21 protein-coding genes and 1 pseudogene are annotated in these 26,311 nt (G+C 72.7%); 10 read left to right on the top strand and 12 right to left on the bottom strand.

Annotation, left to right across the window (positions count from 1 at the left end):
• Positions 1-288: 288 nt before the first annotated feature.
• The 6 genes from ACZ6BG_RS33150 to ACZ6BG_RS33125 form a co-directional block, all read right to left on the bottom strand.
• Complete coding sequence (locus tag ACZ6BG_RS33150; RefSeq protein ID WP_469008290.1) at positions 289-1,305, bottom strand: Gfo/Idh/MocA family protein; 1,017 nt, start codon at positions 1,303-1,305, stop codon at positions 289-291.
• The gene (locus ACZ6BG_RS33145) at positions 1,302-2,402 is read right to left on the bottom strand and encodes a Gfo/Idh/MocA family protein (RefSeq protein ID WP_469008286.1); all 1,101 of its coding nucleotides are present in this window, start codon (positions 2,400-2,402) and stop codon (positions 1,302-1,304) included. Before ACZ6BG_RS33145 ends, ACZ6BG_RS33150 begins: the two co-directional genes overlap by 4 nt.
• Before the next feature lie 36 nt (positions 2,403-2,438).
• The gene (locus tag ACZ6BG_RS33140; protein ID WP_469008282.1) at positions 2,439-3,326 is read right to left on the bottom strand and encodes a carbohydrate ABC transporter permease; all 888 of its coding nucleotides are present in this window, start codon (positions 3,324-3,326) and stop codon (positions 2,439-2,441) included.
• The gene (locus ACZ6BG_RS33135; protein ID WP_469008280.1) at positions 3,319-4,263 is read right to left on the bottom strand and encodes a carbohydrate ABC transporter permease; all 945 of its coding nucleotides are present in this window, start codon (positions 4,261-4,263) and stop codon (positions 3,319-3,321) included. The genes ACZ6BG_RS33140 and ACZ6BG_RS33135 overlap by 8 nt, the downstream gene beginning before the upstream one ends.
• Entirely contained in the window at positions 4,263-5,525 is a 1,263-nt protein-coding gene (locus tag ACZ6BG_RS33130; protein WP_469008276.1) for an ABC transporter substrate-binding protein, read from the bottom strand. Before ACZ6BG_RS33130 ends, ACZ6BG_RS33135 begins: the two co-directional genes overlap by 1 nt.
• A 72-nt stretch (positions 5,526-5,597) precedes the next feature.
• Positions 5,598-6,725 (bottom strand): ROK family protein, encoded by a 1,128-nt coding sequence (locus tag ACZ6BG_RS33125; RefSeq protein WP_468458617.1) that lies wholly within the window; start codon positions 6,723-6,725, stop codon positions 5,598-5,600.
• Between the two features lie 226 nt (positions 6,726-6,951).
• On the opposite strand from ACZ6BG_RS33125, the gene ACZ6BG_RS33120 reads away from it, so the two are divergent.
• The 6 genes and pseudogenes from ACZ6BG_RS33120 to ACZ6BG_RS33095 all read left to right on the top strand — a co-directional run bounded on the left by ACZ6BG_RS33120 (position 6,952) and on the right by ACZ6BG_RS33095 (position 14,673).
• Positions 6,952-7,761: an SAM-dependent methyltransferase gene (locus tag ACZ6BG_RS33120; protein WP_469008271.1), complete on the top strand. Its 810-nt coding sequence runs from the start codon at positions 6,952-6,954 to the stop codon at positions 7,759-7,761.
• A gap of 92 nt (positions 7,762-7,853) precedes the next feature.
• Positions 7,854-8,882: pseudogene (locus ACZ6BG_RS33115) on the top strand (SPFH domain-containing protein); the annotation flags it as partial.
• A gap of 191 nt (positions 8,883-9,073) precedes the next feature.
• Entirely contained in the window at positions 9,074-9,973 is a 900-nt protein-coding gene (locus tag ACZ6BG_RS33110; RefSeq protein WP_469008268.1) for a hypothetical protein, read from the top strand.
• Positions 9,974-10,275: 302 nt separating this feature from the next.
• Positions 10,276-11,394 carry a mechanosensitive ion channel family protein gene (locus ACZ6BG_RS33105; RefSeq protein ID WP_469008265.1) on the top strand — a complete coding sequence of 373 codons (1,119 nt, stop codon included), beginning with the start codon at positions 10,276-10,278 and terminating at the stop codon, positions 11,392-11,394.
• A 287-nt stretch (positions 11,395-11,681) separates the two neighbouring features.
• The gene (locus ACZ6BG_RS33100) at positions 11,682-13,091 is read left to right on the top strand and encodes a family 2B encapsulin nanocompartment shell protein (protein ID WP_469008261.1); all 1,410 of its coding nucleotides are present in this window, start codon (positions 11,682-11,684) and stop codon (positions 13,089-13,091) included.
• Positions 13,078-14,673 carry a SufS family cysteine desulfurase gene (locus ACZ6BG_RS33095; RefSeq protein WP_469008257.1) on the top strand — a complete coding sequence of 532 codons (1,596 nt, stop codon included), beginning with the start codon at positions 13,078-13,080 and terminating at the stop codon, positions 14,671-14,673. The genes ACZ6BG_RS33100 and ACZ6BG_RS33095 overlap by 14 nt, the downstream gene beginning before the upstream one ends.
• A gap of 30 nt (positions 14,674-14,703) precedes the next feature.
• Here the strand turns inward: ACZ6BG_RS33095 and ACZ6BG_RS33090 are convergent, their stop codons facing one another.
• Genes ACZ6BG_RS33090 through ACZ6BG_RS33080 form a run of 3 tightly spaced genes read right to left on the bottom strand, consistent with a single transcriptional unit; the run spans position 14,704 to position 16,788 of the window.
• The gene (locus ACZ6BG_RS33090) at positions 14,704-15,501 is read right to left on the bottom strand and encodes a hypothetical protein (protein WP_469008255.1); all 798 of its coding nucleotides are present in this window, start codon (positions 15,499-15,501) and stop codon (positions 14,704-14,706) included.
• Positions 15,488-16,138, bottom strand: a complete 651-nt coding sequence (locus tag ACZ6BG_RS33085; protein WP_469008250.1) for an ABC transporter ATP-binding protein — start codon at positions 16,136-16,138, stop codon at positions 15,488-15,490. Before ACZ6BG_RS33085 ends, ACZ6BG_RS33090 begins: the two co-directional genes overlap by 14 nt.
• Positions 16,135-16,788: a TetR/AcrR family transcriptional regulator gene (locus ACZ6BG_RS33080; protein ID WP_469008246.1), complete on the bottom strand. Its 654-nt coding sequence runs from the start codon at positions 16,786-16,788 to the stop codon at positions 16,135-16,137. The genes ACZ6BG_RS33085 and ACZ6BG_RS33080 overlap by 4 nt, the downstream gene beginning before the upstream one ends.
• Before the next feature lie 400 nt (positions 16,789-17,188).
• On the opposite strand from ACZ6BG_RS33080, the gene ACZ6BG_RS33075 reads away from it, so the two are divergent.
• The 4 genes from ACZ6BG_RS33075 (at position 17,189) to ACZ6BG_RS33060 (ending at position 22,637) form a co-directional block, all read left to right on the top strand.
• Positions 17,189-17,893, top strand: coding sequence for an AfsR/SARP family transcriptional regulator (locus tag ACZ6BG_RS33075; RefSeq protein ID WP_469008242.1), 705 nt, complete (start codon positions 17,189-17,191; stop codon positions 17,891-17,893).
• Positions 17,894-18,035: 142 nt separating this feature from the next.
• Positions 18,036-20,963 (top strand): polyketide synthase, encoded by a 2,928-nt coding sequence (locus tag ACZ6BG_RS33070; protein WP_469008239.1) that lies wholly within the window; start codon positions 18,036-18,038, stop codon positions 20,961-20,963.
• Positions 20,960-22,171 (top strand): L-prolyl-[peptidyl-carrier protein] dehydrogenase, encoded by a 1,212-nt coding sequence (redW, locus tag ACZ6BG_RS33065; protein WP_469008235.1) that lies wholly within the window; start codon positions 20,960-20,962, stop codon positions 22,169-22,171. The genes ACZ6BG_RS33070 and redW overlap by 4 nt, the downstream gene beginning before the upstream one ends.
• 79 nt (positions 22,172-22,250) lie before the next feature.
• Positions 22,251-22,637, top strand: a complete 387-nt coding sequence (locus tag ACZ6BG_RS33060) for a RedY protein (protein ID WP_469008232.1) — start codon at positions 22,251-22,253, stop codon at positions 22,635-22,637.
• A 49-nt stretch (positions 22,638-22,686) separates the two neighbouring features.
• Here the strand turns inward: ACZ6BG_RS33060 and ACZ6BG_RS33055 are convergent, their stop codons facing one another.
• The 3 genes from ACZ6BG_RS33055 to ACZ6BG_RS33045 all read right to left on the bottom strand — a co-directional run bounded on the left by ACZ6BG_RS33055 (position 22,687) and on the right by ACZ6BG_RS33045 (position 26,276).
• The gene (locus ACZ6BG_RS33055) at positions 22,687-23,361 is read right to left on the bottom strand and encodes a response regulator transcription factor (RefSeq protein ID WP_469008229.1); all 675 of its coding nucleotides are present in this window, start codon (positions 23,359-23,361) and stop codon (positions 22,687-22,689) included.
• A gap of 426 nt (positions 23,362-23,787) precedes the next feature.
• On the bottom strand, positions 23,788-25,311 hold the full coding sequence (locus tag ACZ6BG_RS33050) for a RedV protein (RefSeq protein ID WP_469008225.1): 1,524 nt from the start codon (positions 25,309-25,311) through the stop codon (positions 23,788-23,790).
• Between the two features lie 74 nt (positions 25,312-25,385).
• Positions 25,386-26,276: a DUF6206 family protein gene (locus ACZ6BG_RS33045; RefSeq protein ID WP_469008222.1), complete on the bottom strand. Its 891-nt coding sequence runs from the start codon at positions 26,274-26,276 to the stop codon at positions 25,386-25,388.
• Between the last annotated feature and the right edge of the window lie 35 nt (positions 26,277-26,311).

Below are 26,311 nucleotides of genomic sequence, written 5' to 3'. Positions count from 1 at the left end.
CGCGGGCCGGGCGGCGGGTTTCCGGACAGCGCGGCAGCGCACAGCCGCAGCCGCCGTTGTGCTCCGCCAGGTGCGCCTCGCAGCTGCCGGTGCGGTACGACGCTCCGCCAGGTGCGCCTCGCAGCTGCCGGTGCGGTACGACGACGTCTTGTCGTTGAAGTTGTAGCGGTCGAGGTTCTCGTAGGCCCCGCCCTTGTCGTACGAACCTCAGGTCGCGGCCGCGGCCGTCGTTGTGCTCGTACAAGTGCAGCGACCTCGCGCAGGACGCCGCCGCGGCGCGCGGGCCCCTCACACCTCCGCCACAGCCACCGGCACCCCCGTCCGCGCCGACGCGTACCCCGCCGCCACGATCCGCAGCGTGCGCAGCCCGCCCTCGCCGTCGGCGACGTCCATGCCGTCCGGCCCGGGGCCGTACAGGAAAGCACGGAGCATCGCCGCGTCCAGGTCGACGCCGAAGGGGAGTTCCAGGGCGCGGCCGTGGCGTTCGCTGTGGCCGTGCACCTTCTGGTCGAAGGCGTCCATCTCCAGCGTGGCGTGCTCGCCGACCAGGGTCATCTCCAGGCCGCCCCAGGCGGGGTGGGAGCGCGGGTGGGACCAGGAGCAGTCGATGGTGGCGACGGTGCCGTTGTCGTACACCACGGTGACCAGGCCGCTGGTCTCGGCGGTCACCTCGTCCTCGTACAGGAGGTTGTTGGTCTGCGCGTAGACCTCCACCGCGCGGGCCGCGAACAGGTCGTCGAGGAGGTCGGCGATGTGGACGGTGTGGTCCATCAGGGCGCCGCCGCCCGCGAGTTCGGGGTCGGCGAACCAGCGGCGGGCGCGGGTCGGCATATGGCCGTTGTTGGCGCCGGACACGGTCAGGACGCGGCCGGTGTCACCGGCGGCCACGGCCCGTTTGACGGCCGCGTACGCCGGGCTGAACCGCACCGGGAAGGCGACCGCGAGCCGCACCCCGGCCGCCCGGCACGCGGCGACCATCGCCTCGCCGTCCGCGACGGTGGTCGCCAGCGGCTTCTCGCACAGGACGTCGACGCGGCGCGCGGCGGCCAGCTCGACCAGGGGGCGGTGCCGGGCGTTCTCGGCGCAGACGATCACGGCGTCCGGCCCCCAGGCGAAGGCGTCCTCGTACGTGTCCGCGTACGGGACGCCGTGGCCCTCGGCGAACGCGCGGCCCCGGGTCTCGCCCGGCGCGGCGAGCGCGGTGTCGGGGTCGCTGCCGATGACCTCCACGCCGGGCAGGTCGCGCAGCAGGGTCAGATAGGCCGCCGCGTGGACATGGGCGAAGGAAAGGACGGCGACCTTCATCGGGCGGACTCCTCGTTCTCGGCGTTCTCGGCGTTCGCGGCGTTCTCGGCGTTCTCGGCGCTCGGGGCGGGGGCGGGGCCCGTCACCGGGGCGGCGGACAGTTCGACGGCGCGGCCCGTGCGGCTCGACTCCACCGCCGCGCGCGCGACCCGCACCGCCTCGATGCCGTCGCGGGCGCTGACCCGCGGCCGGATGCCCGCGTCGTCCCAGGACGCGGCGAACTCCCGGAGTTCGGTGAGGTAGGGGCTCTCCGTCATGGGGCTCGACGGGATGCCCTCGTTGGCGGCGCGCTCGCCCTGCGCGGTGATGCGGAAGCCGGGCACGGCGGTGGAGTCGTGGCGCAGCAGCCCGTCGGCGCCCGCGATCCGGAACGTCGTACGGAACTGCTGGTCGGGCAGCCCCCACAGGCCGCTGACGTGGCTGACGGCGCCGGAGGCGTGGGTGAGGACGGCCGTGGCGGTGACGACGCCGACCGGTGCGCCCGTGGCGTGCTCGACGCCGCGCGTCTGGGCGTGCACGCGCACCACGTCGCCCGCGACCCAGCGGGCGATGTCGAAGTCGTGCACCATCAGGTCCATGATCACGCCGCCGGACTGGGCGGGGTCGCCGAACCAGGGCGCCCACTGCGGCCGCGCCCCGCCCCGGGTGAGGCGGAGCACGGCGAGGGCGCCGAGTTCACCGCGTACGACGGCGTCCCGCATGGCCGCGTACGCCGGGAAGTAGCGCACCACGTGCGCCGGGTGGAGGCGGACGCCCGCGGTGTCGGCGGCGGCCGCGATGTCCTCGGCGTCGGCGACGGTCAGCGCGAGTGGCTTCTCGCAGACGACATGCCGGCCCGCGGCGATCGCGGCGAGGGCGAGGTCCTTGTGGGTGGGGGTCGGGGTGCAGATGTCGACGGCGCGGCAGTCGGCGAGGAGGTCGTCGAGCGCGGGCACCGCGGTGACGTCGTGGCCGCGCGCCGCGTACTCGGCGGCGAGCTTGTCCGCGGAGCCGTCCTGGGTGTGGACGCTGACCCGCGCACCCAGTTCCAGCCAGCCGGGCAGATGCGCGCGGGCGATGCCGCCCGCGCCGAGCAGGCCGATGTGAAGCGGTGGCATGGAGGATCTGGCCTTTCTCTGTACGTCGGTGTGCCGTCAGCCCTTGGAGCCGGAGAAGGCGACGCTCTGCACGAAGTGCCGCTGAAGGAAGACGTAGACGAGCAGCATCGGCAGGCTCGCGATCAGCGAACCGGCCATCATCACCGGGTAGTTGGTCTCGTACTGGCCTTCCAGGGAGGTCAGGCCCGCGCTGATCGGCATGGTCTCGGGGTCGGTGTTGACGATGAGGGGCCACAGCAGGTCGTTCCAGGCGGTCATGGCCGTGATGACGGCGAGCGCGGCGAGCGCGGGCCGGATCAGCGGCAGCATGATCGACCAGAAGATGCGGAAGGAGCCCGCGCCGTCGATGCGCGCGGCCTCCTCCAGTTCCTTGGGCAGCGCGAGGAACGCCTGCCGCAGCAGGAAGGTGCCGAAGGCGCTGAACATGCCGGGCAGGAACAGCGCGGGCGTGGAGTTGAGCAGCCCGAACTGCTGGATGATGTCGTACTGCGGCAGCACGAGCAGCGAGCTCGGCACCATCAGGACGGACAGGAAGAGCCCGAACAGCAGGTCGCGGCCGCGGAATCGCATGCGTGCGAAGGCGTAGGCGGCCAGCGAGCAGAACACGAGCTGGCCCGCCGTGCGTCCGGCGGTGGCGAGGGCGCTGTTGGTGAGCATCTCGCGGAACGGCAGCGCGGTGAAGACCTCGTCGAAGCTCGACCAGTTCCAGTCGTCGGGCAGGAACGTGGGCGGGACCCGGGAGACCTCGGCGAGCGACTTGAGCGCGGTGAGGGCCTGCCACAGGAACGGGAAGACCATCACGACGGCGCCGAGCGAGAGGACCGCGTGGGTCGCCAGGGAGCCGGTGTCGATACGGCGCCGGGGCCGCGGCGCCGTCGCCCGCGCGCCGGTGGTCCGCGCTCCGGTGGTCTCGGTGTCAGCCATAGTGCACCCACTTCCGCTGGAGCCGGAACTGCAGATAGGTGAGGCCCGCGATGAGCAGCATCAGCAGGAAGGCGAGGGCGGCCGCGGCGCCTTGGGCGTTCTCGATGAACGCCCACTTGTAGAAGAGGCCGACGACCGACTGGGTGTCGCCGACCGCGGGGTTCTTCTCGCCCATCATGATGTAGATCAGGTCGAAGGTCTGCAGGGACTGGATCATGCAGATGACGGAGGCGAAGAACAGCGTGGGGCTGAGCAGCGGCAGCGTGATGGTGAAGAAGCGGCGCAGCGGCCCGGCCCCGTCCAGCTCCGCGGCCTCGTAGTAGTCCTGCGGGATCGCCTTGATGCCCGCCATGAAGATGATCAAGTAGTAGCCGGTGGTCGACCAGACCATGACGGCGCCGATGGCGAGCACGGCCGTCGAGGGGTCGGAGACCCAGTAGTGCCGGTCGACGCCGAACCACCCGAGGATCTCGTTCAGGAGCCCGAAGTCACCGTTGTAGAGCCAGTTCCAGACCAGGCCGACGGCGACGGGCAGGGTCACGAACGGCACGAAGTACAGGGCGCGGTAGACGGCGACGCCGCGCAGCCCGCGCCGGTTGAGGAGCGCGGCCACGACGATGGCGAGGGGCAGCGCGATCAGCCCGATGCCGCAGTAGACGAGGGTGTTGCCGAGGGCCTGCCAGACGGTGACGTCCCGCAGCACGCGCGCGTAGTTGTCGGTGCCGGTCCAGGTGTGGCCCCCGAAGGGGCCGAACTCGGTGAAGCTGAAGTAGAAGGTCTGGATCATCGGCCAGAAGTAGAAGACGGCGAAGCCGATGCCGAGCGGCGCGATGAACCCGTACGCGGCCCGCCGGCCGCGCGAGGCGGGCCGCGCCGCGGACTTCGGGGCCCGGGGTCCGGCCGACTTCGCGGCCGCCGTGGCGGGAAAGAGACTCATCAGCTCCGCTCCTCCTTCAGGGCCCGGTCCATCTGTTCGCCGAGTGTGCGGGCGGCGTCCTCGATGCCGCCCTTGCCGCTGAACGCGGCGCCGAGGAGCGGGTATTGGAGGTTCTCCCAGACGGCCGTGTTCTTCGAGCTGGGGTACGGCACGCCGTACTTCTCCATGTCGATGAAGTGCTTGAGGTCGAACTCCGGCATCGACTTCAGCCAGGCGTCCTGGGTGCCCGCGTAGCTGGAGATGGTGACGCCCGAAGCGGCCTGGATCTCGGCGGCCCCGCGGCCCGCCATGAAGTGCACGAACTTCCAGGCGGCGGCCTTCTTGTCGCTCTTGGCGGAGATCACGTTGGCCAGGCCGTGGATGACGGTGGTGCGCTCGCGGCCCTTGGGCAGCACGGTGACCCCGGCGTGGTCCTTGAGGGCGGGTACCGCGTACATCTGCCCGGCCATCGCCGACAGGTCGTGCACCATGGCCACCTTCTCGGACCAGAAGCGCACCCGGCCGATGTTCTCCACCATCGCGGACTGCGGCGGCGACCAGCCGCGGTCGATCATGTCGGTGAGGAACCGCAGCCCCTCGACGGAACGCTCGTCGCCGAAGCCGGAGTGCCCGTCGCGCAGGACGTAGCCGCCCGCGGCGTGGATGGCCGGGTAGAGGACGATCTGGCGCTGCATCTCGGAGCAGAAGCCGTGCACGCGCTCGCGCGGGTTGGTGAGTTCGGCGGCGGCGTCCCGCAGGTCGTCCCAGGTCCAGGTGGTGTCCGGGTACGTGATGCCCGCTTTGTCGAAGAGCGCCTTGTTGTACCAGAGGCCGATGGTGTCGAAGTCCTTCGGCAGGCCGTACTGGACGCCGTCGTACGCGTAGAGCCGCACGAGCTGCTCGGGATGGCTCTCGACCGGGGTCCGGTCGTTGTCGATGTGCTCGGAGAGCGGCTCCAGGACGTCGTGGGCCGCGTACAGCTGGAAGTTGACGGCGTTCATCCAGAACACGTCGGGGGCGGTGCCGCCGCGCATCGAGGTCTTGAGGGTGGTCCAGTAGCTCGCCCAGGGGGTCAGCTCGATGCGCACCGAGATGTCCGGGTGCTCCTTCTCGAACGCCGCGATGATCTTCTTCATGCCCGGGACCTGGGCGGGGTCCCACATGCCGTACGAGACGGTGGTGCGGCCGCCGCCGTCGGCGCTGCCGCCCTCGTCCGAGCAGGCGGCGAGCACCGGTGCCGATGCCGCGGCCAGGCCTGAGCAGAGGAGGGTCCTCCTGCGCATCACGCGCCTCCGCTTGTGTTGGGGGGGGTGGGGGTCGTGGGTGCCCCGTCCGGGCGGGCACCGGCGGAGCGGTCAGCCGACCGGGTCGGCGAGCAGTTCCTCCTCGACGCGGTCGAGCGCCTTGCGCACCGCGCCGAGGGCGACGCCGCGCTCGCCGAGGGAGCTCAGCGCGATCCGGGGCACGTGCAGCGTCAGGGGCCGCAGCCGTTCCTCCAGGAGCGGCACGAGGTGGGCGCCGAGGGGGGTGGCGCCGCCGGTGAGGACGACGAGTTCGGGGTCGAGGGCGAGGGCGAGGGCGGCGATGCCGGGGGTGATGCGGTCGGCGAAGTCCGCTATGGCGTCGAGCGCGCGCGGGTCCGCGGCGTCGGCCGCGCGGGCGAGCGCGGCCACCTCGGACTCGCCGTCGCGCAGCCCGTCCTTCCAGGCCAGGGCCTCCTGCGCGCTGTCCATGCCGAGCAGCGGCAGCAGGCCCAGTTCGCCCGCGCCGCCCCGGCCGCCGCGGTGCAGCCGCCCGCCGATGGTGAGGCTGCAGGCGACGCGGTGGCCGGTCAGGACGCAGACCACGTCCCCGGCGAGGGTCGCGGCGCCCTGCCAGCGCTCGGCGAGCACGGCGAGGTTCACGTCGTTCTCGACGAGCGTGTGGCCCGTCTCGCCGTCGGCGAGGAGACGGCCGAGGTCGACCCCGGACCACTCGGGCACCACGACGGAGGTGATGTGGCCGCTCGCGTCCACCACGCCGGGCACGCCGACGCAGCGGGCGAGGACCAGGTCGCGGCGTACGGTGTGGGCGTCGAGGAAGGCGTCGAGGCCGTCCTGGAGGAGGGCGAGGCGGGGGCCGCCGCCCAACTCCGGGTCGATGTCGGCGCGTTCGGCGGCGAGGACGTTGCCGCCGAGGTCGGCGAGGAGCAGCACCATCTTGTGCAGCCCGATGTCGGCCCCGAGCACGTACCCGGACTCGCCCCGGAACCGGAACCGCCGCGCCGGGCGCCCCCGCACCCGCTCCCCCGCGTCGGCCTCGGTGACCCACCCCTGCGCGGTGAGCTCCTCCAGGGCAGCGTCCACGGTGGGCCGGGACAGGCCGGTGCCCGCGGCGAGTTCGGCGAGGGTCTGGGGGCTGCGGCGGTGCAGGGCGCGCAGGACGACGGTGGTGTTGAGTCGGCGCAGGGCGGCCAGGTCGTGGCCGCGCGTCCGTTTTCGCATCGGTTCTGCACCCCGGAAGATGTGGTGAGCCAGCCCAAGTACAGCCCCATTGAGGGGTCGTGGCGGAGCTCCCGTCAAGATTTGGTAGGAGAGTTCCATAAAGCCGGGCCGCCGGGAAGGCCTCGCGCGCAGCCGATTCCCGTACGGTCACGGACACGTGCCCGCTACCGTCTCCTGGCCGGGCTCGCGCGGCCCGAACCACCGTCCCCCACCGAGGAGTTGCCCCGTGACCGCAGTCCCGCCCGCCGCCGAATCACTCGACACCGGCACCCCGCACCCCGCCCGCGTCTACGACTGGTTCCTCGGCGGGACGGACCACTACGCGGCGGACGCGGAGCTGGGGCGGCAGTTGGTCGCGCTGGACGCGAACACCAAGTACTGCGCACAGCACAACCGTTGGTTCATGCAGCGCGCCACCCGGCACCTCGCGGGTTCGGCCGGAATACGCCAGTTCCTCGACCTCGGCAGCGGCATACCGACCGAGCCGAACCTGCACCGCGTCGCGCAGTCCGCCGCGCCGGACGCGCGCGTCGTGTACGTGGACAACGACCCGATCGTCCTCGCGCACGCCGGGCCGCTGATGGCCGGGACCGCGACGGGTGTGAGCACCTTCCTCCAGGCGGACGTCCGCGAGCCGGACCGGATCCTGGAACTCGCCGCGTCCGTCCTGGACTTCGACGAACCGATCGCCCTCTCCCTGATCGCACTCCTGCACTTCGTCAGCGACGACGACGGAGCACCGGAGATCGTCGCGCGCCTCGTCGAGGCCCTCGCGCCGGGCAGCCACCTGGTGCTCTCACAGATGGCGGGCGACTGGATACCCGAGCGCACCGACCGCGCCGTGCGGATGTACAAGGCGGGCGGCGTCACGCTGGTCCCCCGCTCCCGGGCCGAGGTCCTGCGCCTCTTCGACGGCTTCGACCTCCTGGAGCCCGGCCTGGTGTGGCCGCCGGACTGGCGCCCGGAGCTGGGCGTGGCGGAGGTGCGGGACGGGACGGAGGTGCCGTTGTACGCGGGGGTGGCGCGGAAGCGGTGAGGCCGAGTGGAACCCCACCCTTTTGGTCGCCTTGACGATAAGCATCTCGAACCAATATCGTCGGGGTGACGAAAAACGGGAGGGGTTCCACCATGGCCGACATCACCCGGCGCCCGGGCCTGCGCCATCTGCGGTCCGCGCCGACCGCCCACATCCGCCACCACAGGAACGGCAAGCTCGCCCACGACGGGACCGGGCTGAGCTTCTGGTTCCGGCCGCTGAGCGCCGCGCTGTCCGAAGTGCCCGTCGATGACCGGGAGTTGGCAGTCGCCTTCCATGCGCGCACCGCCGACTTCCAGGACGTCACGGTCCAGGCCGCGGTGACGTACCGGATCAGCGACCCGGCGGCGGCCGCCGCCCGCCTGGACTTCTCCGTCGACCCCGACACCGGGGTCTGGCGGTCGGCCCCCCTGGAGCAACTGTCCACGCTGCTCACCGAGTCGGCCCAGCAGCACGCCCTCGACGTCCTCGCCCGGATGCCGCTCGCGGCCGCGCTCGCGGAGGGCGTCGCGGCGGTACGGGACCGGGTCCGCTCGGGGCTCGGCTCCGAGCCGCGGCTGCCCGCCACCGGCATCGAGGTCGTCGCCGTACGCGTGGTGGCGATCCGGCCCGAGCCGGAGGTGGAGCGCGCGCTGCGCACCCCGGCCCGCGAACGCATTCAGCAGGACGCGGACAGCGCCACGTTCGAGCGCCGGGCCGTGGCCGTGGAGCGTGAGCGCGCCATCGCCGAGAACGAGCTGGCAAGCCGCATCGAACTCGCCCGCCAGGAGGAGGAGTTGGTGGCGCGGCGCGGTACCAACGCGCGGCGCGAGGCCGAGGAGAAGGCCGCCGCGGACGCCGTCCGCACCGAGGCCGAGGCCGCCCGCACGGTGGCGCTCGCCCAGGCCGAGGCCGAGGCGGCCCGGACCGTCGGCGAAGCACGCGCCGCCGCGCAGCGGTCCTGGCTGACGGCCCACGCGAGCGCCGCCCCGGCGACCCTGCACGCCCTGGCGGCGACGCGGCTCGCCGAGAACGTCCCGCGCATCGAGAGCCTGACGCTCACGCCGGACGTGGTGACGGGGCTGCTGGGGAGGCTGGGGCGCGGCGGGGGCACCGGGGTGGCCGAGGCGGGTGCGGGCGCCTCGGCGGGCACGGGTGCGGGTGCGGGTGCCCCGGCGAGCACGGGTGCGGGCGCCTCGGCGAGCACGGGTGCGGGTGCGGGTGCCCCGGCCGGGGCGGACGCCGGTGCGGACATCGGTGCCGGGGGCGATCCGGGCACGCGGGGCGCTCGCGACGCGCACGGCGGCGGTGGCCCGGGCGGAGGGCGGCGGTCATGACGCTCGCCCCACGTGCCGTCCTCGTCCACCGCACCACCGAGTACGAGGAGTTGCTCGCCCGGCACGGCACGCACGGGCAGGCCGCGTTCTTCCTGTCCTCGCGCGGCCGGACCATCGACGAGGTCGCCGGGCGGCACCGGCGGGCGCAGCGGGCGCTCGCCGACGTGGCGGCCGCGGTGCCGCTCAGATGGCGGACCGCGCGGGTGGAGCGGGGCGATCTGGACCGGTTCCTGTTCGGGCCGGAGGACGTGGTGGTCGTGGTGGGGCAGGACGGGCTCGTGGCCAACGCCGCCAAGTATCTGTCGGGCCAGCCCGTCGTGGGCGTCGACACCGAGCCGGGGCGCAACCCCGGGGTGCTGGTGCGGCACCGGGCGGCCGACGCGGCCAAGCTCCTTCCGTACGCGGCGGCGGGGGCGGCCGGGGCCGACGAACTCACCATGGTCGAGGCGGTGACCGACGACGGTCAGCGGCTGTGCGCGCTCAACGAGATCTACGTCGGCGCCGCCGGGCACCAGACGGCCCGCTACCGCCTCAGCTGCGGCGCGGCCCCGGAGGGCGCGGAGGCCCAGGCGTCCTCCGGGGTGGTGGTCGGCACCGGCACGGGCGCCACCGGCTGGCTGGGCTCGCTGCGGCGGCAGGCCGGAGGCGGCCCGCGCCCGCCGGAGCCGCGCGAGGCGCGCCTGCTCTGGTTCGTGCGGGAGGCCTGGCCGTCCCCCACGACCGGCACCTCCCTCGTCCACGGCGAACTGACCGCCGGCCAACGCCTGTGGCTCACCGCCGAGTCGGACCACCTCGTGGCCTTCGGCGACGGCATGGAGACCGACGCACTCGGCCTCGGCTGGGGGCAGAGCGTGCGAGTGGGGGTGGCGGAGGGGGCGCTGCGGCTGGTGGGGTGAGGGTGCGGTCGCCTCCCTCCCGGGCGACGGGCTCGCGGCGCCCCGCGACAGCGACAGCGACAGCGACTACGCGAACCCGGCAAGGGGACTGCGCGAAGAGTCAAGGGCGCGGGGCGACGGGCCGGGGCCTGCGACGAACGGGCTTCGGGGACGAAGGCCCGGTTCGGGTACGAAGATCGCAGGTGGGGCCCGGTGCGAAGGACTCCGGCGGGTAGGGCAGGATGGGCGGCCGTGTCACCGGGCGCGGCGGCGAGTGCGTCGTCGGGCACGGGAGCTGACCGGCCGACCACGGGAGCCCATTGATGGACCGAGCCCTCACCTTGCACGACTGGACGATCGCCGGAATAGCGGTGTTCTGCGGGCTCGCCGCGGCCCTGCTCCTTCGCACGACGCTGCGCTGGCTCGGGGAGCGGGCCAGTCGCACCCGATGGGGCGGGGACGACGTCATCGTCGATGCCGCCCGCGCGCTCGTGCCGTGTGCGGCGATCGCGGGCGGGCTCGCCGCGGCCGCCGCCGCGCTGCCGCTGACGCCGCGCACCGGACGTACCGTCACCCTCGTCCTGTCGGCGCTGCTCATTCTCGCGGCCACGGTCACCGCGGCCCGGATCGTCGCGGGGCTCGTCAAGTCGCTCGCCCAGTCGCGCTCCGGCGTGGCCGGCTCGGCGACCATATTCGTCAACATCAGCCGGGTCGTGGTGCTCGCCATCGGCTGTCTGGTGGTGCTGCAGACGCTCGGCGTCTCCATCGCGCCGCTGCTCACCGCCCTCGGCGTGGGCGGTCTCGCGGTCGCGCTCGCCCTCCAGGACACCCTCGCGAACCTGTTCGCGGGCGTGCACATCCTCGCCGCGAAGACCGTGCAGCCGGGCGACTACATCGAGCTGACCAGCGGCGAGGAGGGCTATGTCGTCGACATCAACTGGCGCAACACCTCGGTGCGCAACCTCTCCAACAACCTCGTCATCATCCCGAACGCCAAGCTCGCGGGCACCAACATGACCAACTACAGCCGCCCCGAGCAGGAGCTGTCGATCATGGTGCAGGCGGGCGTCGGCTACGACGCCGACCTCGACCGGGTCGAGCAGGTCACCATCGAGGTCGTCGACGAGGTGATGACGGACATCACCGGGGCCGTCCCCGACCACGAGGCCGCCATCCGCTTCCACACGTTCGGGGACTCCCGGATCGGCTTCACGGTGATCCTGGGCGTAGGCGAGTTCAGCGATCAGTACCGGATCAAGCACGAGTTCATCAAGCGGCTGCACCGGCGCTACCGCGCCGAGGGCATCCCCGTCCCCGCCCCGACGCGCACCGTGACCGTGCGGCAGGGCGAGCTTCCCGCGCTCATCCCCCACCAGAGGGAATCGGCACAGCGGGATGCGGCGGCTGTTCCGTCGAAGGCCCGGGACGACGGTCGGATCTGATCTCGGGCGCGGCCTCTCTTACGGGCCGGAAAGCCCTTGCATAAGAGGGCGTTGGGGGGCCACGAACTGCCCGTAGGGGAGCAAAACCAGTCGCATATGACGGGCGGGCAGTCACCTCGGTCCGGGGCCCCGGGCCACACCCCCGCCATGCAGCGCCGGAATCCTCGCCCCCGGATCCCTGGTCGGTCATTTCCGGCCGATTGCGAAAAGTAGTTGAAAAGATACGCCTTGTGGTCACGGAACCGCACGAAGACGATCGGCCCCTGCCCGTCTTCGAGGAGGCTCCCATGACCGTGAACGATCGCCTTTCGCTCTCTCCGGATTCAGCACGGCAACTCGCGACCGCCACCAAGACCGCGCCGCAGATGCGCGGCACCACACCGCGCTATCTGCTGCGCGCCCTGCCCTGGGTCGACCTCAAGTCCGGTGTGTACCGCGTGAACCGGCGCCGGACCTTCGTGCTCGGCGACGACCGGATCAGCACCCACAACGACGGCGGTTCCCCCCGCGTCATACCGGGCGACCTGCGCGAACTGCCCTATCTTCGGGACGCCGAGGAGTCCTGCCTCACCGAACTCGCGGGCGCCTTCAGCGAGGTCAGCTTCGAGGCCGGGCAGGTCCTCGCCCAGGAGGGCGACCCCGCCGAGCGGCTGTGGATCATCGTGCAGGGCCGCGCCGAGAAGCGGGTGACCGGGCGCTACGGCGAGGAACAGCTGATCGAGGTCATCGGCGACGGCCAGTTCTTCGACCTCGGCGCCTGGACCCGCGAGGAGCAGACGCCGTACCGCGTCAAGGCCCTCACCCCCGGTACCGCCCTGTGCGCCGAGCGCAGCGCCCTCGCCGCGCTCGCCGACCGCGACGAGCGGGTCCGCACCTCGATGACCGCGTACGTCTCCGGCAACGGCGTCCGGCCCGGCGCCGAGGTCCCGGTCGAGCTCACCTCCGGCCACGTGGGCGAGCCCGACCTGCCGGCCACCTACGTCGACTACGAGGACGCGCCCCGCGAGTACCACATGACGCTCGCGCAGACGATCCTGCGCGTCCACACCCGGGTCCACGACGTCTACAGCGGCGACGTCGACCAGACCCGCCAGCAGGCGCTGCTCACTATCGAGGCGCTGCGCGAGCGGCAGGAGGCGGCGCTGCTCAACCACCCGGAGTTCGGTCTCTTCCACAGCGTGGCGCCGGGCCAGCGGGTGCAGACGCGCACCGGTTCGCCGACCCCCGACGACCTCGACGAGCTGCTCTCGAAGGTGTGGAAGCAGCCCAGCTTCTTCCTCGCGCACCCCAAGGCCATCGCCGCGTTCGGCCGTGAATGTACGCGGCGGGGTGTGCCCCCGGTGACGGACAGCCGCTTCGGCAGCCCGCTGCTGACCTGGCGCGGGGTGCCGCTGCTTCCGTCGGACAAGGTGCCGTTCAGCAACGGCGTGAGCGGCAACGGTTCGGGCGCGGCCCTCGGCACCACGGAGATCCTGCTCATGCGGATGGGCGAGGCCGACCGGGGCGTGGTCGGGCTGCGGCCCGCGGAGGTCGCCGACGAGGTCGAACCCGGCCTGTCCATGCGGAACATGGGCACCGACCAGAAGGGCATCAGCTCGTACCTGATGACGGCGTACTTCAACACGGCGGTGCTCGTCGAGGACGCCATCGCGGTGCTCCAGAACGTCGAGGTGAACAACTACCATGACTACTCCTGATCTCAGGGCGCTGTTGCGTTCCCCTGAGCAGGTGCCGTCGCCGACGGCCACCTCGGCAGCCGGGATTCCGGCGACTCCGACGGTGCCCGCGATGCCGGGGGTGCCCGCCACGCCCGCGCCCGGGGCGGTGCCCACGACGACGACCCCGGCGGTGCCCACGACCGGCGTGCCCGGGGCGACGGCCTCCGTCCCCGCGGAAGTGCCCGCGACGGCCCCAGCACTCACCGCCCCCGCCGAGACGCCGACGGGAACCACGAGTGTGCCCGCCGCACCCCCGGCCGACCTCTCCGGCCTCGCCGCGACACCCCCCGGCGCCTTCTCACCCGAGGCCGCCCGCAAGGACGTGCCGATTCTGCACCGCACCGTCAACGGGCATCCGCTCGTCTGGCTCGACAACGGGGCGACCACGCAGAAGCCCCGGCAGGTGATCGAGGCCGTCAGCGCGTACTACAGCGCGGCCAACTCCAACATCCACCGCGGCGCGCACACCATGGCGCGCGAGGCCACGGAACTGTACGAGGCGGGGCGCAACGCGGTCGCCCAGTTCCTGGGGGCGCCCTCGCCCGACACGATCATGTTCGTGCGGGGCACCACCGAGGCGATCAACCTGGTGGCGCAGAGCTGGGGCCGGGCCCATCTCGGCCCGGGGGACGACATCCTCGTGCCCGTCCTCGAGCACCACTCGGACATCGTCCCCTGGCAGTTGATCGCCGAGGAGACGCGGGCGCGGGTCGTCCCCGTGCCGCTGACACCGGACGGGGAGATCGACCAGGCCGCGTACGCCGACCTGCTGTCCGCGCGCACCCAGATGGTCGTGGTCAGCCAGGCCTCGAACGTGCTCGGTACGGTGCCGCCGGTGGCCGAGATGACGGCGTTGGCGCATCGCTACGGCGCGAAGGTCCTGGTGGACGGCGCGCAGGCGGTGGCCCACATGCCGGTGGACGTCACGGAGTTGGGCGCGGACTTCTACGCCTTCTCCGGGCACAAGCTGTTCGCGCCCACGGGCATCGGCGCCCTGTACGCGACGCCGGAGGCCATGGCGGAGATGCGGCCGTGGCAGGGCGGCGGCAACATGATCGAGTCGGTGAGCTTCGAGCGGACGACGTTCGCGGCGATGCCGCACATGATGGAGGCCGGGACCGGTCATATCTCGGGTGTGGTCGGCCTGTTGGCGGCGATCGACTGGCTGCGGGGCTTCGACCAGAGCGCCGTGGCGGCGTACGAGCAGGAACTCATGGCGTACGCGATGCAGGCGATGGCGACCGTGCCGGGCCTGGAGGTGATCGGGTCGGCGGCCGAGCGGATCGCGGTGATGACCTTCACGATGGCGGGCCACGATCCGGGGTCGATCGCGGACTGGCTCGACCGGGACGGGATCGCGGTCCGCGCGGGCCACCACTGCGCGCAGCCCGCGCTCGCGCACTACGGCCTGGAGTCCGCGGCCCGCGCCTCGTTCGCGCTGTACAACACCTCGGACGAGGTGGACCAGTTGGTGGCGTCGCTGCGGCGGCTCGGCCAGTCCGGTCAAGCGGGTCAGCCCAGCAGGACCGGCCAGCCCGGCCAGGGCGCCCCGGCGCAGTAACCGCCGTGTTCCGACCGGGATCCGGGGCCGTCAGCCCGTGGGGCGGCGGCTCCGGGTCCTGAAGTGGAACACGATCAGGCCGATGACGGCGAAGGACGCGGCCCAGATCAGGCCGAGGCCGAGACAGCGCCACAGGACGGTGTCGCCGAGCGAGCCGCCCACGGAGAACTGCATCGGCCCGAAGGAGGGGAAGTACTGCAGGACCGGCTTGTTGGCGGCCGGGTTGCCGAGCGGGTTCTGCAGGAACGTGTCGGTGAGGCCGCCCATGATGATGAGGAAGAAGCCCTCCAGGTCGTTCTTGACCAGGACGCCGAGCAGCAGGCCGAGCGAGCCGTAGGTGAGGGTCATGGTGACGAAGCCGGCGAGGATCGTCGCCCAGCCGGTGAACCCGGGGCGCCAGTAGAGCAGCAGGGCCAGGGCGGTGTAGAGCGCGATGGTGCCCGCGACGATGCCGATGGCGAGCATCTTGGCGCCGATGAGGGTGGACTGGCCGAACCCGGCGAAGGCGAGGCGCTTGTCGAAGGCCAGGGCCTTGCGGACGGCGTCGAAGACGACGAAGCCGGAGATCATCGTGAGGGAGTTCAGCCCGGCGGTGATCAGCGTGATGTGCTTGCCGTTGACGCCGATCATCTCGCCCGTCGCGTACAGCTTGAAGTCCAGGCCCTTGTCGCCCGCGATGGACGTCATCAGCAGATACCAGAGCGGCACGAACAGGAGAAGGAGCAGCGCGGCGAGGCGGTTGCGGCTCTGTTCGCGTACGGAGAACCGCAGCGCGGTCGGGAACTGGGCGTGGAGCGGGGTGCCCGTGAGGGTGTCAGGCGCCGGCATGGCGGGGCTCCTTCACGGTCGCGTCGCGCGGCGTGAGCCGCCCGTCGACGAGGTCGGCGAGGACGTCGAAGCGCTCCTGCTCGAAGACGAGGTGGGTGATGACGACGACGGCCTTGTCCCGCTCGTGCAGTTGGTCGACGAGGTCCCAGAAGCGCAGGTACGTCTCCCAGTCGAAGCCCTGGTACGGCTCGTCGAGGAGCAGGACGTCCGGGTCGTGCAGGAGCGCGAGCGTCAGGTTGAGCTTCTGGCGGGTGCCGCCGGACAGGTCGCCCGCCGCGGTGTCGCGGTACTTCTCGTAGCCGAGCAGGCGCACCAGTTCGTCCGCGCGGTCCAGGCTGGTCAGGCGGTGGGCGGCGGCGAAGTAGCGCAGGTGCTGGTCGACGGTGAGGTTGGTGTTGAGGACGGGGTCCTGCGGGCAGTAGCCGAGGGCGCCGCTGAGGGCGACCTCGCCCTTGTCGACGCGCAGGGTGCCTGCGATCGACTTCAGGAGCGTCGACTTGCCGGAGCCGTTCTCGCCGACCACGGCGACCAGTTGCCCGGGCTCGACCGTGAGGTCCACGCCGCGCAGCACCTGATGTCGGCCGTAGGACTTGTGGATGTCCCGGGCGGTGAGCGCGGGCTCGGGGCGTGCGGTCATGCCTGGCCTCCTGCTGCTTCCGGTGCCTGGGGAGTCGCGTTCAGCCCGCCCGCGTAGATGCTCAGGAGCTCCGGGCCCCAGCGGGCCAGGCCCGCCGCCGACAGCGGGTCGACGCCGAGCACCCCGGTGAGCTGGTCGCGCAGCAGGAACACCGAGAGGTCGTTGACCAGCAGCAGCGCGGCGCGGACCTGCGGGTCGCCGCCCCTGGCCGCGGCGCCCGACTCGGCGAGGTCGTCCAGCGTCTCCCTGCTCATCGCGTACAGCCGCCGGAACAGGCCGCGGCCCGCCTCCGTGTCGGACAGCAGGAGCCTGCGCAGATAGCCGGGCAGGGGTGAGCCGACCGGCAGGTGGCGCAGGAAGACCTCGCCGAGGGAACGCGCCGCGGCGGTCGACTCGTCGAGCAGCTCCGGGCCGTTCTCGCCGGTCAGCTCGCTGAGCATGCCCTCGAAGACGGTGATGACGTACTGGTCGACCTCCTGGCGCAGGCCGTCCTTGGAGCGGAAGTGATGCACCACGAGACCCGGCGAGACGCCGGCCGCGGTGGCGATCTGCCGGACGGTCACCACGTCGGGGCCGTGCACGGCGAAGAGGCGCAGGGCCTCGTCTCTGATGACCGCCCGTGTGGTGCGATCCTCTGGCATTGAACGCATGTACAGCAGACTAAACGCGCGTTCAGTCGACTGTCCAGTGCCACCCGTGGCAGCGGGCCGTCAGTCATCCGTGGAGGGCCGCGGCGCCCGTCTCCACGGATGATGGAGGCGGATATGCGGAAATTGATCGGGACCCGCGCGGGCGAAACCCGTCAGGTGATCGATGGCATCCGGACATCACCCCTGCGAAACTCGTGCCGAGTCGAAATATCAGGGCCAAGAGGGGGCCAAAGGGGGACTTGCGCTCTCTTCTCTCCAAGCGGCCAGTGCTGCCCTCTGCCGCCCAGTGATGCCGTTTGCTGCCATCGGGGGGAACGTCATGCACATCAATATCCTGGGACCCTTATCCGTGGCCGCGGACGGAATACCCCACGGGATCCAGGCCAACAAGGTACGGGCCATGCTGGCCACGCTCGCCCTCGACGCGGGCCGCGCGGTCGCGCACGGGGACCTCGCCGACGAGCTGTGGGCGGGCCAGCCGCTCGGCAACACCCGCAACGCGCTCCAGGCGCACGCCACCCGACTGCGCAAGGTGCTCGACGGCCACCATCCGTGCCGCCGCGGCGCGACCGTCCTGCGCGCGGTGCGCGGCGGCTATCTGCTCGACGTGCCGCCCGGCTGCGTCGACGGCGACCGCTTCCTCGACCTGGCCACGCGCGGCTCGGCGGCACTGCCCATGGCCCCCGAGCGCGCGATCGAGCTGCTCCAGGCCGCGCTTGAGCTGTGGCGGGGGCCCGCGCTGCTCGACGCGGGCGACGGGCTGCGCTGCCGGGGCGCGGCCGCGCTCTTCGACGAGCGGCGCCTGACGGTCCGGGAGGATCTGATCAGGGCCCGGCTCGCGGTCGGCGACGCCGCCCGCGCGGTGGCCGAGCTGCGCCGCCTGGTGGCGCAGCACCCGCTGCGCGAGCGCTTCTGCGAACTGCTGATGCTCGGCCTGTACCGCACCGGGCGGCAGGCGGAGGCCCTGGAGCTGTTCCATGTGACGCGGCGGCGCCTCGACGAGGAACTCGGGGTGCGGCCGGGAATCGTGCTCCAGCGCCGGCACACGGAAATCCTGTCGCAGGATCCGGCGCTTTCCCTTTCAACCGCCACAGCGGCCACGTGAATCGCGGCGACTGACTCGACACCCGTTTCACACCAGCCGCCCCACTTCTCGGAATGCGACGTCGAGAGGTGTTTCCTCGCGCGCGCAACAAGAACTCACCGCCAGGCAAAACGTCTGGTTCGCCGACCGCAGGAGCAGCCGCGTGACGACCTCCGATCCGCAACCGCCCCGGGCCGCCCCCGCCCGGCCCGGGGAGCCCGTCGCCATCGTGGGCGTCGCGACGCTCGACCCGGGCACGCTCGACGACGTCGTGGTGGACGTCGCCCGGTTCGGCATCCCGCCCCTGCAGGCCAGGTCCATGAACCGGATGCAGTTGCTGATGCTGGAGGCGGCCCGCCGGTGCCTGACCGACGCGGGCCACCCGGCGCGGCCGCTGCCCGCCGAGCGCACCGACGTCGTCGCCGGCCTGTGCTTCGCCCTCGACCGGCAGCACGCGAACGCACTGCGGGTCGAGCTGCCCCGGTACGCCCGCGAGGTGGAGCGCGCGGCCGTCGCCGCGGGCGCCGACCCGGACAGCGCCGCGCGCGCCGGGGACGAGCTGCGCGGGTTGCTCACACGGCGGCTCGGCGGGTCGCCGCACGACCGGGTCGGCGAGATGGCGAGCACGATCCCGGCGCGGATCGCGGCGGCCTTCAAGCTCCGCGGCCGCACCCTCGCCGTGGAGTCCGCGGAGGCCACGTCGTTCGTGGCCCTCGCCCACGCGCTGGAGCGGCTGCGGGCGGAGGGCTCGGACGCGGTGCTCGTGCTGACGGGGCAGCGGGACGAGAGTCCTTATGTGGCTTGGGCGTTGGGGGCGAAGGGGCGGGCCGGTGGGGGGCAGGTAGTCGGCGCAGGGCAGGCATCCGGTGCGGGGTGGCCATCCGGTGCGGGGCGGTCGGCCGGGGCCGGGGGGACGTCCGGCGAGGGACTCTCGCCAGGCACCGGACTTCCGCCCGGCGTAGGACAGCCCCACGGCACCGAAGCCCCACCCCCCGGCGCCGAACCGCAGAGCGCCTCAGCTCCCCCGCCCCCCGACAATCCCCCGCCCACCCGCCCCCTCACCGAAGGTGTCGGCGCCGTCCTCCTGAAGCGGCTCTCGGACGCCGTCCGGGACCAGGACCGCGTCTACGCCACGATCCTCGACTGCACCCTGCGCCACGACCCTCAGCCCGGCTGCTTCCGCCCTTCCCGCTCAGCCGGACTGCGGCAGCGCGCGGCCGCAGCGTCGCTGCGGGCGGCCGGGGTCGACCCGGACACGGTGCAGTACGTCGAGTACGTGGACTCCGCTGTCGCCACCGGACCCGGACCTGAACCCGCAACCGCCTCACCCCACCCCACCCCACCCCCCATCACCCCCGGCACCGGCGACGGCCGCGCCTTCGCGAACGCGGGTCTCGCCTCCCTCACGAAGGTCGCCCTGGCCCTGTACCGGGGCCGCTATCCGGACCAACCAGCGGCCATCGGGCCGGAGTGGGACGGCACAGCGGCCCAGGCGCCGGGGCCGGGCGCGCCCTGGCCGACGGGCGTACGGGACGACGTGCCGCGCCGCGCCGTGGTCCAAGGAGCGTCCCTCACCGGGACGTTCAGCCACCTCGTGCTGGAGGAGTACCCCGGCCCGGGGGCGGGCGGGCGCCGGGACGGGGACCGCGCGGGCCCCCGGGGACGTACCCGCCGGGCCTGGGCCGCCGCCACGCGGGCCGTGCCGGTCGCGGTGGTCGGGCTCGGCGGGCGGTTCGCCGGGGCCGCGGACGCCGCCGGGTTCTGGCGTGTCGTGTCCTCGGGGCGGACCCGGATCGGGCCCGTGCCGGAGGCGGTGCTCGACCGGGAGCTGTACCACTCCCCCGGCGCGCTCAGCCTCACCCACTCGTACACCGACCAGGGCGGTCACGTGCCGGTGCCCGACGAGCCGCCGGAGGACCTGGCGGTGCTTCCGCCCCGGTACGCGGTGCTCGACGGCGCGCAGCGGCTCGCGCTCGCCGTCGCGGCCGAGTTGTTCGCGCCGCGCCGCGTGCTCAGCGGGCGCGGCGTGGTCGCGGTCGGCGGCACGCTGGGCCTCACGCGGGAGCGCCGCGCCCACGCCGGGCTGGTCCTGGATGGCCTCGACGACACGATCACGGGGCTCCCGGCACTCGCCGGGCTCTCCGCGCTGGGTCGCAAACGGCTCCTGGAGCGGCTGCGGGAGCGCACCGACCGGCTCGCCGACGGCCTGCCGCCCGCGCTCCTCGACGGCTGCCTGGCCAGCGGCGTCGCCGCGCTGCTCGCGAACGAGTACGGGCTCGCCGCGGTACCCCTCGCCGTGGAGGCGGCCTGCGCGTCGTCGCTCGCCGCGCTCGACATCGCCGTCGGCGCGCTGCGCTCGGGCGCGGCGGACTACGCGATCGCGGGCGGCGTCGAACTCGCCTGCAACGTACGGGACATGGTGCTGTGCTCGGCGCTCGGCCTGCTGTCGCACAACAGGAACGCGCCGTTCGACGCGGGCGCCGACGGGTTCACGCCGGGCGACGGCTGCGGGCTCTTCCTGCTGAAGCGGTACGACGACGCGCGACGCGACGGCGACACCGTGCACGGCGTGATCCGTGCCGTCGGCGCGTCCAACGACGCCAAGTCGCTCATCGCGCCGGACGTGGCGGGCCAGGTGCGCGCCATGCAACGCGCCTTCGCCCAGGTCGACTTCGAGCCCTGCACGGTCGACTACCTGGAGGCGCACGGCACCGGCACCAAGGTCGGCGACCGCGTCGAGATCGCCGCGGCGGCGCGCCTGTACGCGGGCGGACCGCGGGCCGAGCCGCTGCGCATCGGCTCGGCGAAGTCGTTCTTCGGACACACCTTCGCGGCGGCGGGCAGCGCCGGGCTGCTGCGCGCGCTGCTCGCCCTGCGGGCCGGGACGCTGCCGCCCAACACGCTGCTGCGCACGATCAATCCGGCGCTTGGGCTCGCCGCCATCCCCGCCGAGATCCTGACCGAGGCTCAGCCGTGGACCCGGCCGCCGGGCAGGCCGCGGCGTGCGGCCGTCAGCTCCTTCGGCACCGGCGGCATCAACTACCACGTGCTCGTAGAGGAGCACCGCGAGGAAGGGTCCGGACCGCGATGACCTTCGTCTTCGGCGCCGACGCCGACACAGCCGGCGCCATCGGCGCCGACATCGACACCGACGCCGCGGAGATGTGCCGCATGGTCGAGGCCTTCGCGCGGCGCGAACTCGGCGACTTACCGGGCCCGTTCGACCCCGCCGAGTTCCGGAGGCGCTGGCTGCTCGCGGGCGGGCAGGGCCTCGTCGGCAGCGTGGTACCGACGGCGTACGGCGGCAGCGGCCTTGACCCGGTCACGGCCGCGGCCGTCCTGGAGGCGCTCGGCTACGGCTCGCCGGACACCGGGTTCGCGTTCTCCGTCGCGGCGCATCTGTTCGCCGCGGTGATGCCGGTCGTGGAGTTCGGCACGGAGCGGCAGAAACAGCGGTGGCTGCCCGCGCTGTGCTCGGGCGAGCGGATCGCGGCGCACGCCATCACGGAGCCGGAGGCCGGTTCGGACACGCTCGCGCTGCGGACGCGCGCGGTGCGCGAGGGCGACCACTACGTCCTCGACGGCGCCAAGGCGTTCACGACGAACGCGCCCGTCGCGGACGTCTTCGTGGTGCAGGCGGCGACCGCGCCCGGCGGCGGCTTCTTCGGTCTGACGGCGTTCGTCGTCGAGGCGGACACTCCGGGGCTCACGGTCGGGCCCGCGTACGACAAGGTGGGACTGCGCGGCTCGCCGACGGCCGATGTACGCCTGGACGGATGCGTGGTGCCCGCGAGCCACGTCCTCGGCGCCGAGGGGGCGGGGGCCAGCGTGTTCGCGGGCTCCATGAAGTGGGAGCGCACCTGTCTGTTCGCGGCGTATCTCGGCGCGATGCGGCGCGTGGTGGAGTCCACGGTCACGTACGTCAAGGAGCGGGAGCAGTTCGGTGTGCCCATCGGCGGCTTCCAGGCGGTGAGCCATCGCGTCGTCGACATGACGCTGGCCCTGGAGTCGGCGCGGCTGCTGCTCCACAAGGCGGCACGGGGCCTCGCGCGCGGCAGCGAGGACGAGGTCGCGCCCGCGCTCGCGAAGCTCGCCGTCAGCGAGGCGGCCGTCCGGATCGGCCTCGACGCGGTCCAACTGCGGGGAGCGCTCGGCGTACTCACCGGCGGCGACGCCGAGACGCTGCTGCGGGACGCGCTGCCCGCGCGCATCTTCTCCGGGACCAATGAGATCCAGAAGAACAACATCGCCCGCGCCCTGGGCCTCGGCGGCAACCGCCGCGCGGGCGGCAGGCACTGACCGTAGGAGCACCGCCTGCGGCAGGCACTGACCGTACGGGCACCGCTCTCCGACCGACCGCACCCCTCCGACTGACGGGATGTCCTTCACCATGTCGCTCACCACATCCGGCACCGCTCGGGACGGCGGCGCCGACGCGCCCGCCACCACCGTCATCGTGCATCGCATCCGGCTGCTCGATGGCGTGGACCCGGAGCGGTTCGAGTCCTGGGTCCGGGACGTGGACTACGCGGCGTGTCCGCGGCTGCCGGGGGTGGTGGCGTTCGCCGTGCAGCGCGTCACGGACGCCGAGGCCTCGGCGCCCGGAGAGTACTTCGAGATCATCGAAGTGACTGACCGAACGGACTTCGAACGCGATATGCGGTCCGACACATTCCGTGGACTGGTCGCCGAATTCGAGAAGATGGCCACGGTGGTGGCCGAGTTGACCGGCGATCGCGTGGGGGCCGGATACCGGTCCCGATAATTCTGTGATACGGAATCAGGCAGTGTCGTCATTCCCGGCCAGGGCCCGTTCATCCCTCTTGGCCACGGAATTCAGCGGTCCGCCCTATTGCCGCCATCAAACCGGTTTCATAGGCGATGGCCACTGCCTGGGCGCGTGTGCTCACACCCATCTTTCGAAGCACATGGTGAACATGAGACCGAACGGTCGCGAGGGACACCGAGAGTTTCTCGGCGACTTCCGCGTTGGACTTCCCCTGGGCGAGCAGCACGATCACCTCGGACTCACGCGGCGTGAGATCGACGGCCCTGCGCTCGGTCCCGCACGAACGCCCCTGCCGGGGCAGGCCCTGGAGGCTGCGCCGGGCGGCCGCCGGCATCACCATGGAGGCACCCGCGCTCACCGTGCGCAGCACGTGGATTAGGTCGTCCGCGGAGGAGTCCGGGGCGAGGACCGCTCTGACGCCGACACACAGGGCCTCGACGGAACGGTGCGCGGACTCGGCCTTGGCGATCAGGACTATCTTCGTCAGGGCGGCGAGCTCCGCCAGCTCACGGCTGTCGTCCAGGCCGAGTGCCGACGCCACCACGATCATGACGTGAGGCGTCAACTCGGCCACGGCCACGGCGGATTCACGTCCGGTGGTGAATCCGAGGACCTCTAGGTCGGGCTGCTGATCGAGCAGCGCGCGCATCGCCGCGGACATGATCGACTCGTCGCAGCACACCAGGACGCGGATCTTCATGGATCGCCGCCTCACCGCGTCTCGCCCGGCCGCGGGCCGTGCCCGCGCCGGTCGCACCGGACCGTCCCTCCCGTCCCTCTCCCCTCGCCCGTCACGGCATCACGCCCGAGCGGGCCGGCCTCCCCGGCCCGCGAGTGACTTCCGGCAGGTGCCCCTTGCAGCAGTTCCCCATCTCGCCGCCCCCCTTTTAATGACACGAACATGCGCCTTCGGGTCCCCCTCGTCACTGCTGCCCGTAAACATATCCGGCTACTGTTCGAATCTCCGCTTTCCCTGTCCGCACGCCCCCGCTCGCGGCGTATCCGGGCAGACTCACGGGTGCGGAATATGCCGTCCGCACTGCAACATTATGTGGGCGCAACTGGCATCTGGTCGAGGATTGTTTAAAGAAGCGTGAGAATGGCTCGAAACGGCGTGACGGGAAAGTCAGATCCTCCGCAGGTGTGCGTCGGCAGGGCGACGTGGGGAGCACGGGAACTCGATGACGGGCCAGCCGAGGCGGCTGATGAAGAAGGCGCGCCCCGGCATCCGGAGGCTCGACTGGAAGGCCGTCCGCAGGTCTTCGTGCTGGAGTACGACACTCACGGGGTGCAGGGCGAGCCCGGCGGTGGTCACGCGCAGCCAGTAATCGGCCAGTCGTGCTCCGCCCTTGACGGCGTCCGCGAGCGTCGGCTCCGTCCGGTCGAAGCTCATGGCGACCACGACGGGCGTGAGCCGCATCATCCGGGCGAGGCCGTGGGCGAGGCGGCGGCCGACGAAGCGGTCGTAGCCGACGGGGCCGAGCAGCCGCATCGTCGCGGGCGCGAGGGCGGCGCGCAGGGTCTGCCTGCTCGGCCACGACAGCGGCCCGAACAGCTGGTCGAGGGCGAACCCGTCGCCGCGCGCGGCGGCTTCGGCCCGGTCGGCCCGCAGGAACGCGTACGTCTCGCGCCAGGCCTCGCGGTGACTGAAGTCGCGGCCGCCGTGCTCGGCCACGAGGTCGGCGACCGCCGCGCGGTCGGCGCCGGACGTCAGATGCCGCACGGTGACGTCCGCGCCGCGTGCCGCCGCGCACCCCGAGGGGGCGAGCAGCCCGTCCAGGAGAGCGGGCCGGACGGGCTGCGGGTGGTAGGGGGCACGGTTGGTGCGGCGGGCGCGGGCGGCGGCACGCAGGGTACGCAGCTCCGCGCCGCCGTCCCGGGCACCGGGGCCGACTTCGCCTCCGGCCCCGGCGCCGATCGTGGGCCCGGCAGCGGTCGTGGGCCCGGCACCGGTCATGGACCCGGCACCGGTCGTGGGCGCGCCATCGGTCCCGGCTCCGGCCCCGTCCCGGGCATCCTTTCCGGCCCCAGCCCTGCCCCGGGCTTCCGCACCAACCGCGCCCCGCGCTTCGACACCGACCCCCGCCCCCGCCCGGCAGCGCAGCCGCGCCACGCACAGCCCCGTCCACGACCGGGGCCACGTGGTCCCGGGCAGTTCGACCCCGCGCGCCGCCCCCGGGTCCAACGGGCCGTCCGCGAAGCGCAGGGCGTCCACCGACCAGCCCTGCGCCTCCAGGGCCCGGAGCAGGAGCTGCCAGTACAGGCCGCAGCTGAGCAGCATCTCGACGGCGTGGGCGGGCAGCGACCGCAGCTCCCGGCTCCGGTCGAGTCCGAGGACGAGGTACTGACACGTCCCGTCGCCACGCCCGCCTCCGGGACCATCGGCCCCCTGAGGCACCTCGGACGTCGCGGGCACCCCGGCCTCCCCGTCCAGCACCCGCGCGGCGGCCGCACGGGCCCCCTCGCTCCTGGCCCACGCCACCGCCCACGGCTGGCAGTTGTGGGACGAGGGGCTGAGCACGGCGATCCGGGCCGCTTCCCGCAGGGCGTCGGCGAAAGCGGCGGAGACGGCTGAGGCGGCGGAGGCGGCGGGGGCACCGGTCGTGGGCGCGGCGGGGACACCGGGGGTCGGGGCCCGGTCTGTGGTCATCGTCGTGTTCTCCTCGGCTCCACACGGGGGGCAGGTGAGCAGTCGTCGATCGCACGGGCCCGGCTGTCCGGGCGTCAGCGGTCCACGGGCGGCGGCAGCAGGAAGGGGTAGGGCCTGCGCCGGATCTTGCGGTGCCAGAGGCGGTCGGCGGCGCGCAGGCGCTGGATCAGCTCCCACATCCGCGCGTCGTCGCGGTAGTACGCGGCGACCTCGGCGGCCGTGATCGGCTCGGTGAGGCGGGCGTTGGCCTGCTCCAGGAAAGCGGGGACGAGCGCGTCGAGGTGTTCCTTGTGGAGGTTGCCGAGGAAGTCCAGGAGCACGCCGCGCGTCGCGTAGAACTTGTCGAAGATCGACTTGGCCACGGAGACGCGGACGACGTCGCGCAGGATCCACGGCAGCGAGGTGAAGAAGAGCCGCACGTCGAGGAGTTCACGGCCACGGCCGTCGCGCATGAGCGGTGTGGTGACGTCCAGGTACGTCAACTCTCCTTGGACGTCGACCCAGTTGGAGGCCTGCGCGTCCAGGCCGAGCGTCGGGTGCACGGCGGTGTCGACGCGGTCGAGGAAGCGGGCGAAGAAGTTCTTCGCCCATGCCTCGTCCTCGGTGTGCAGAAGGCGGGAGCAGAGCCGCTCCGGCGGGAGTTCACGCTGCACGCAGTACGCCGTGATCCGCCCGGAAGGACCGGCCGTGTGCCAGACCTCGGTGGGCGCGACGGTCAGGCCCCGGTCGGCGAGCCGGCGCAGATACGCGTCGAGCGAGTGCCGGTAGCGATCGAAGCGGCCCCGGTCGGGGAAGACGGGCAGCCGTTTGCAGGCGAAGGAGCCCGCGTCGGTGCGGAGCCGGAGCACAAGGGTGATCTCGCCGTACCCCAGCACGTCGAGGGCGCTGTCGTCGGCTCGGCGCAGCGCGTCCTGGACCTGTTCCTCCAGGTGGGCCAGCGCGGTGTGCGGGACCGTGAGGGTCATGGGTGCCTCGCTCTCGGCGGACCGGCGCCGCCGTG

Source organism: Streptomyces sp. NPDC041205 (genome assembly GCF_055591765.1).
This window is presented reverse-complemented; position numbering and strand designations above follow the sequence as displayed.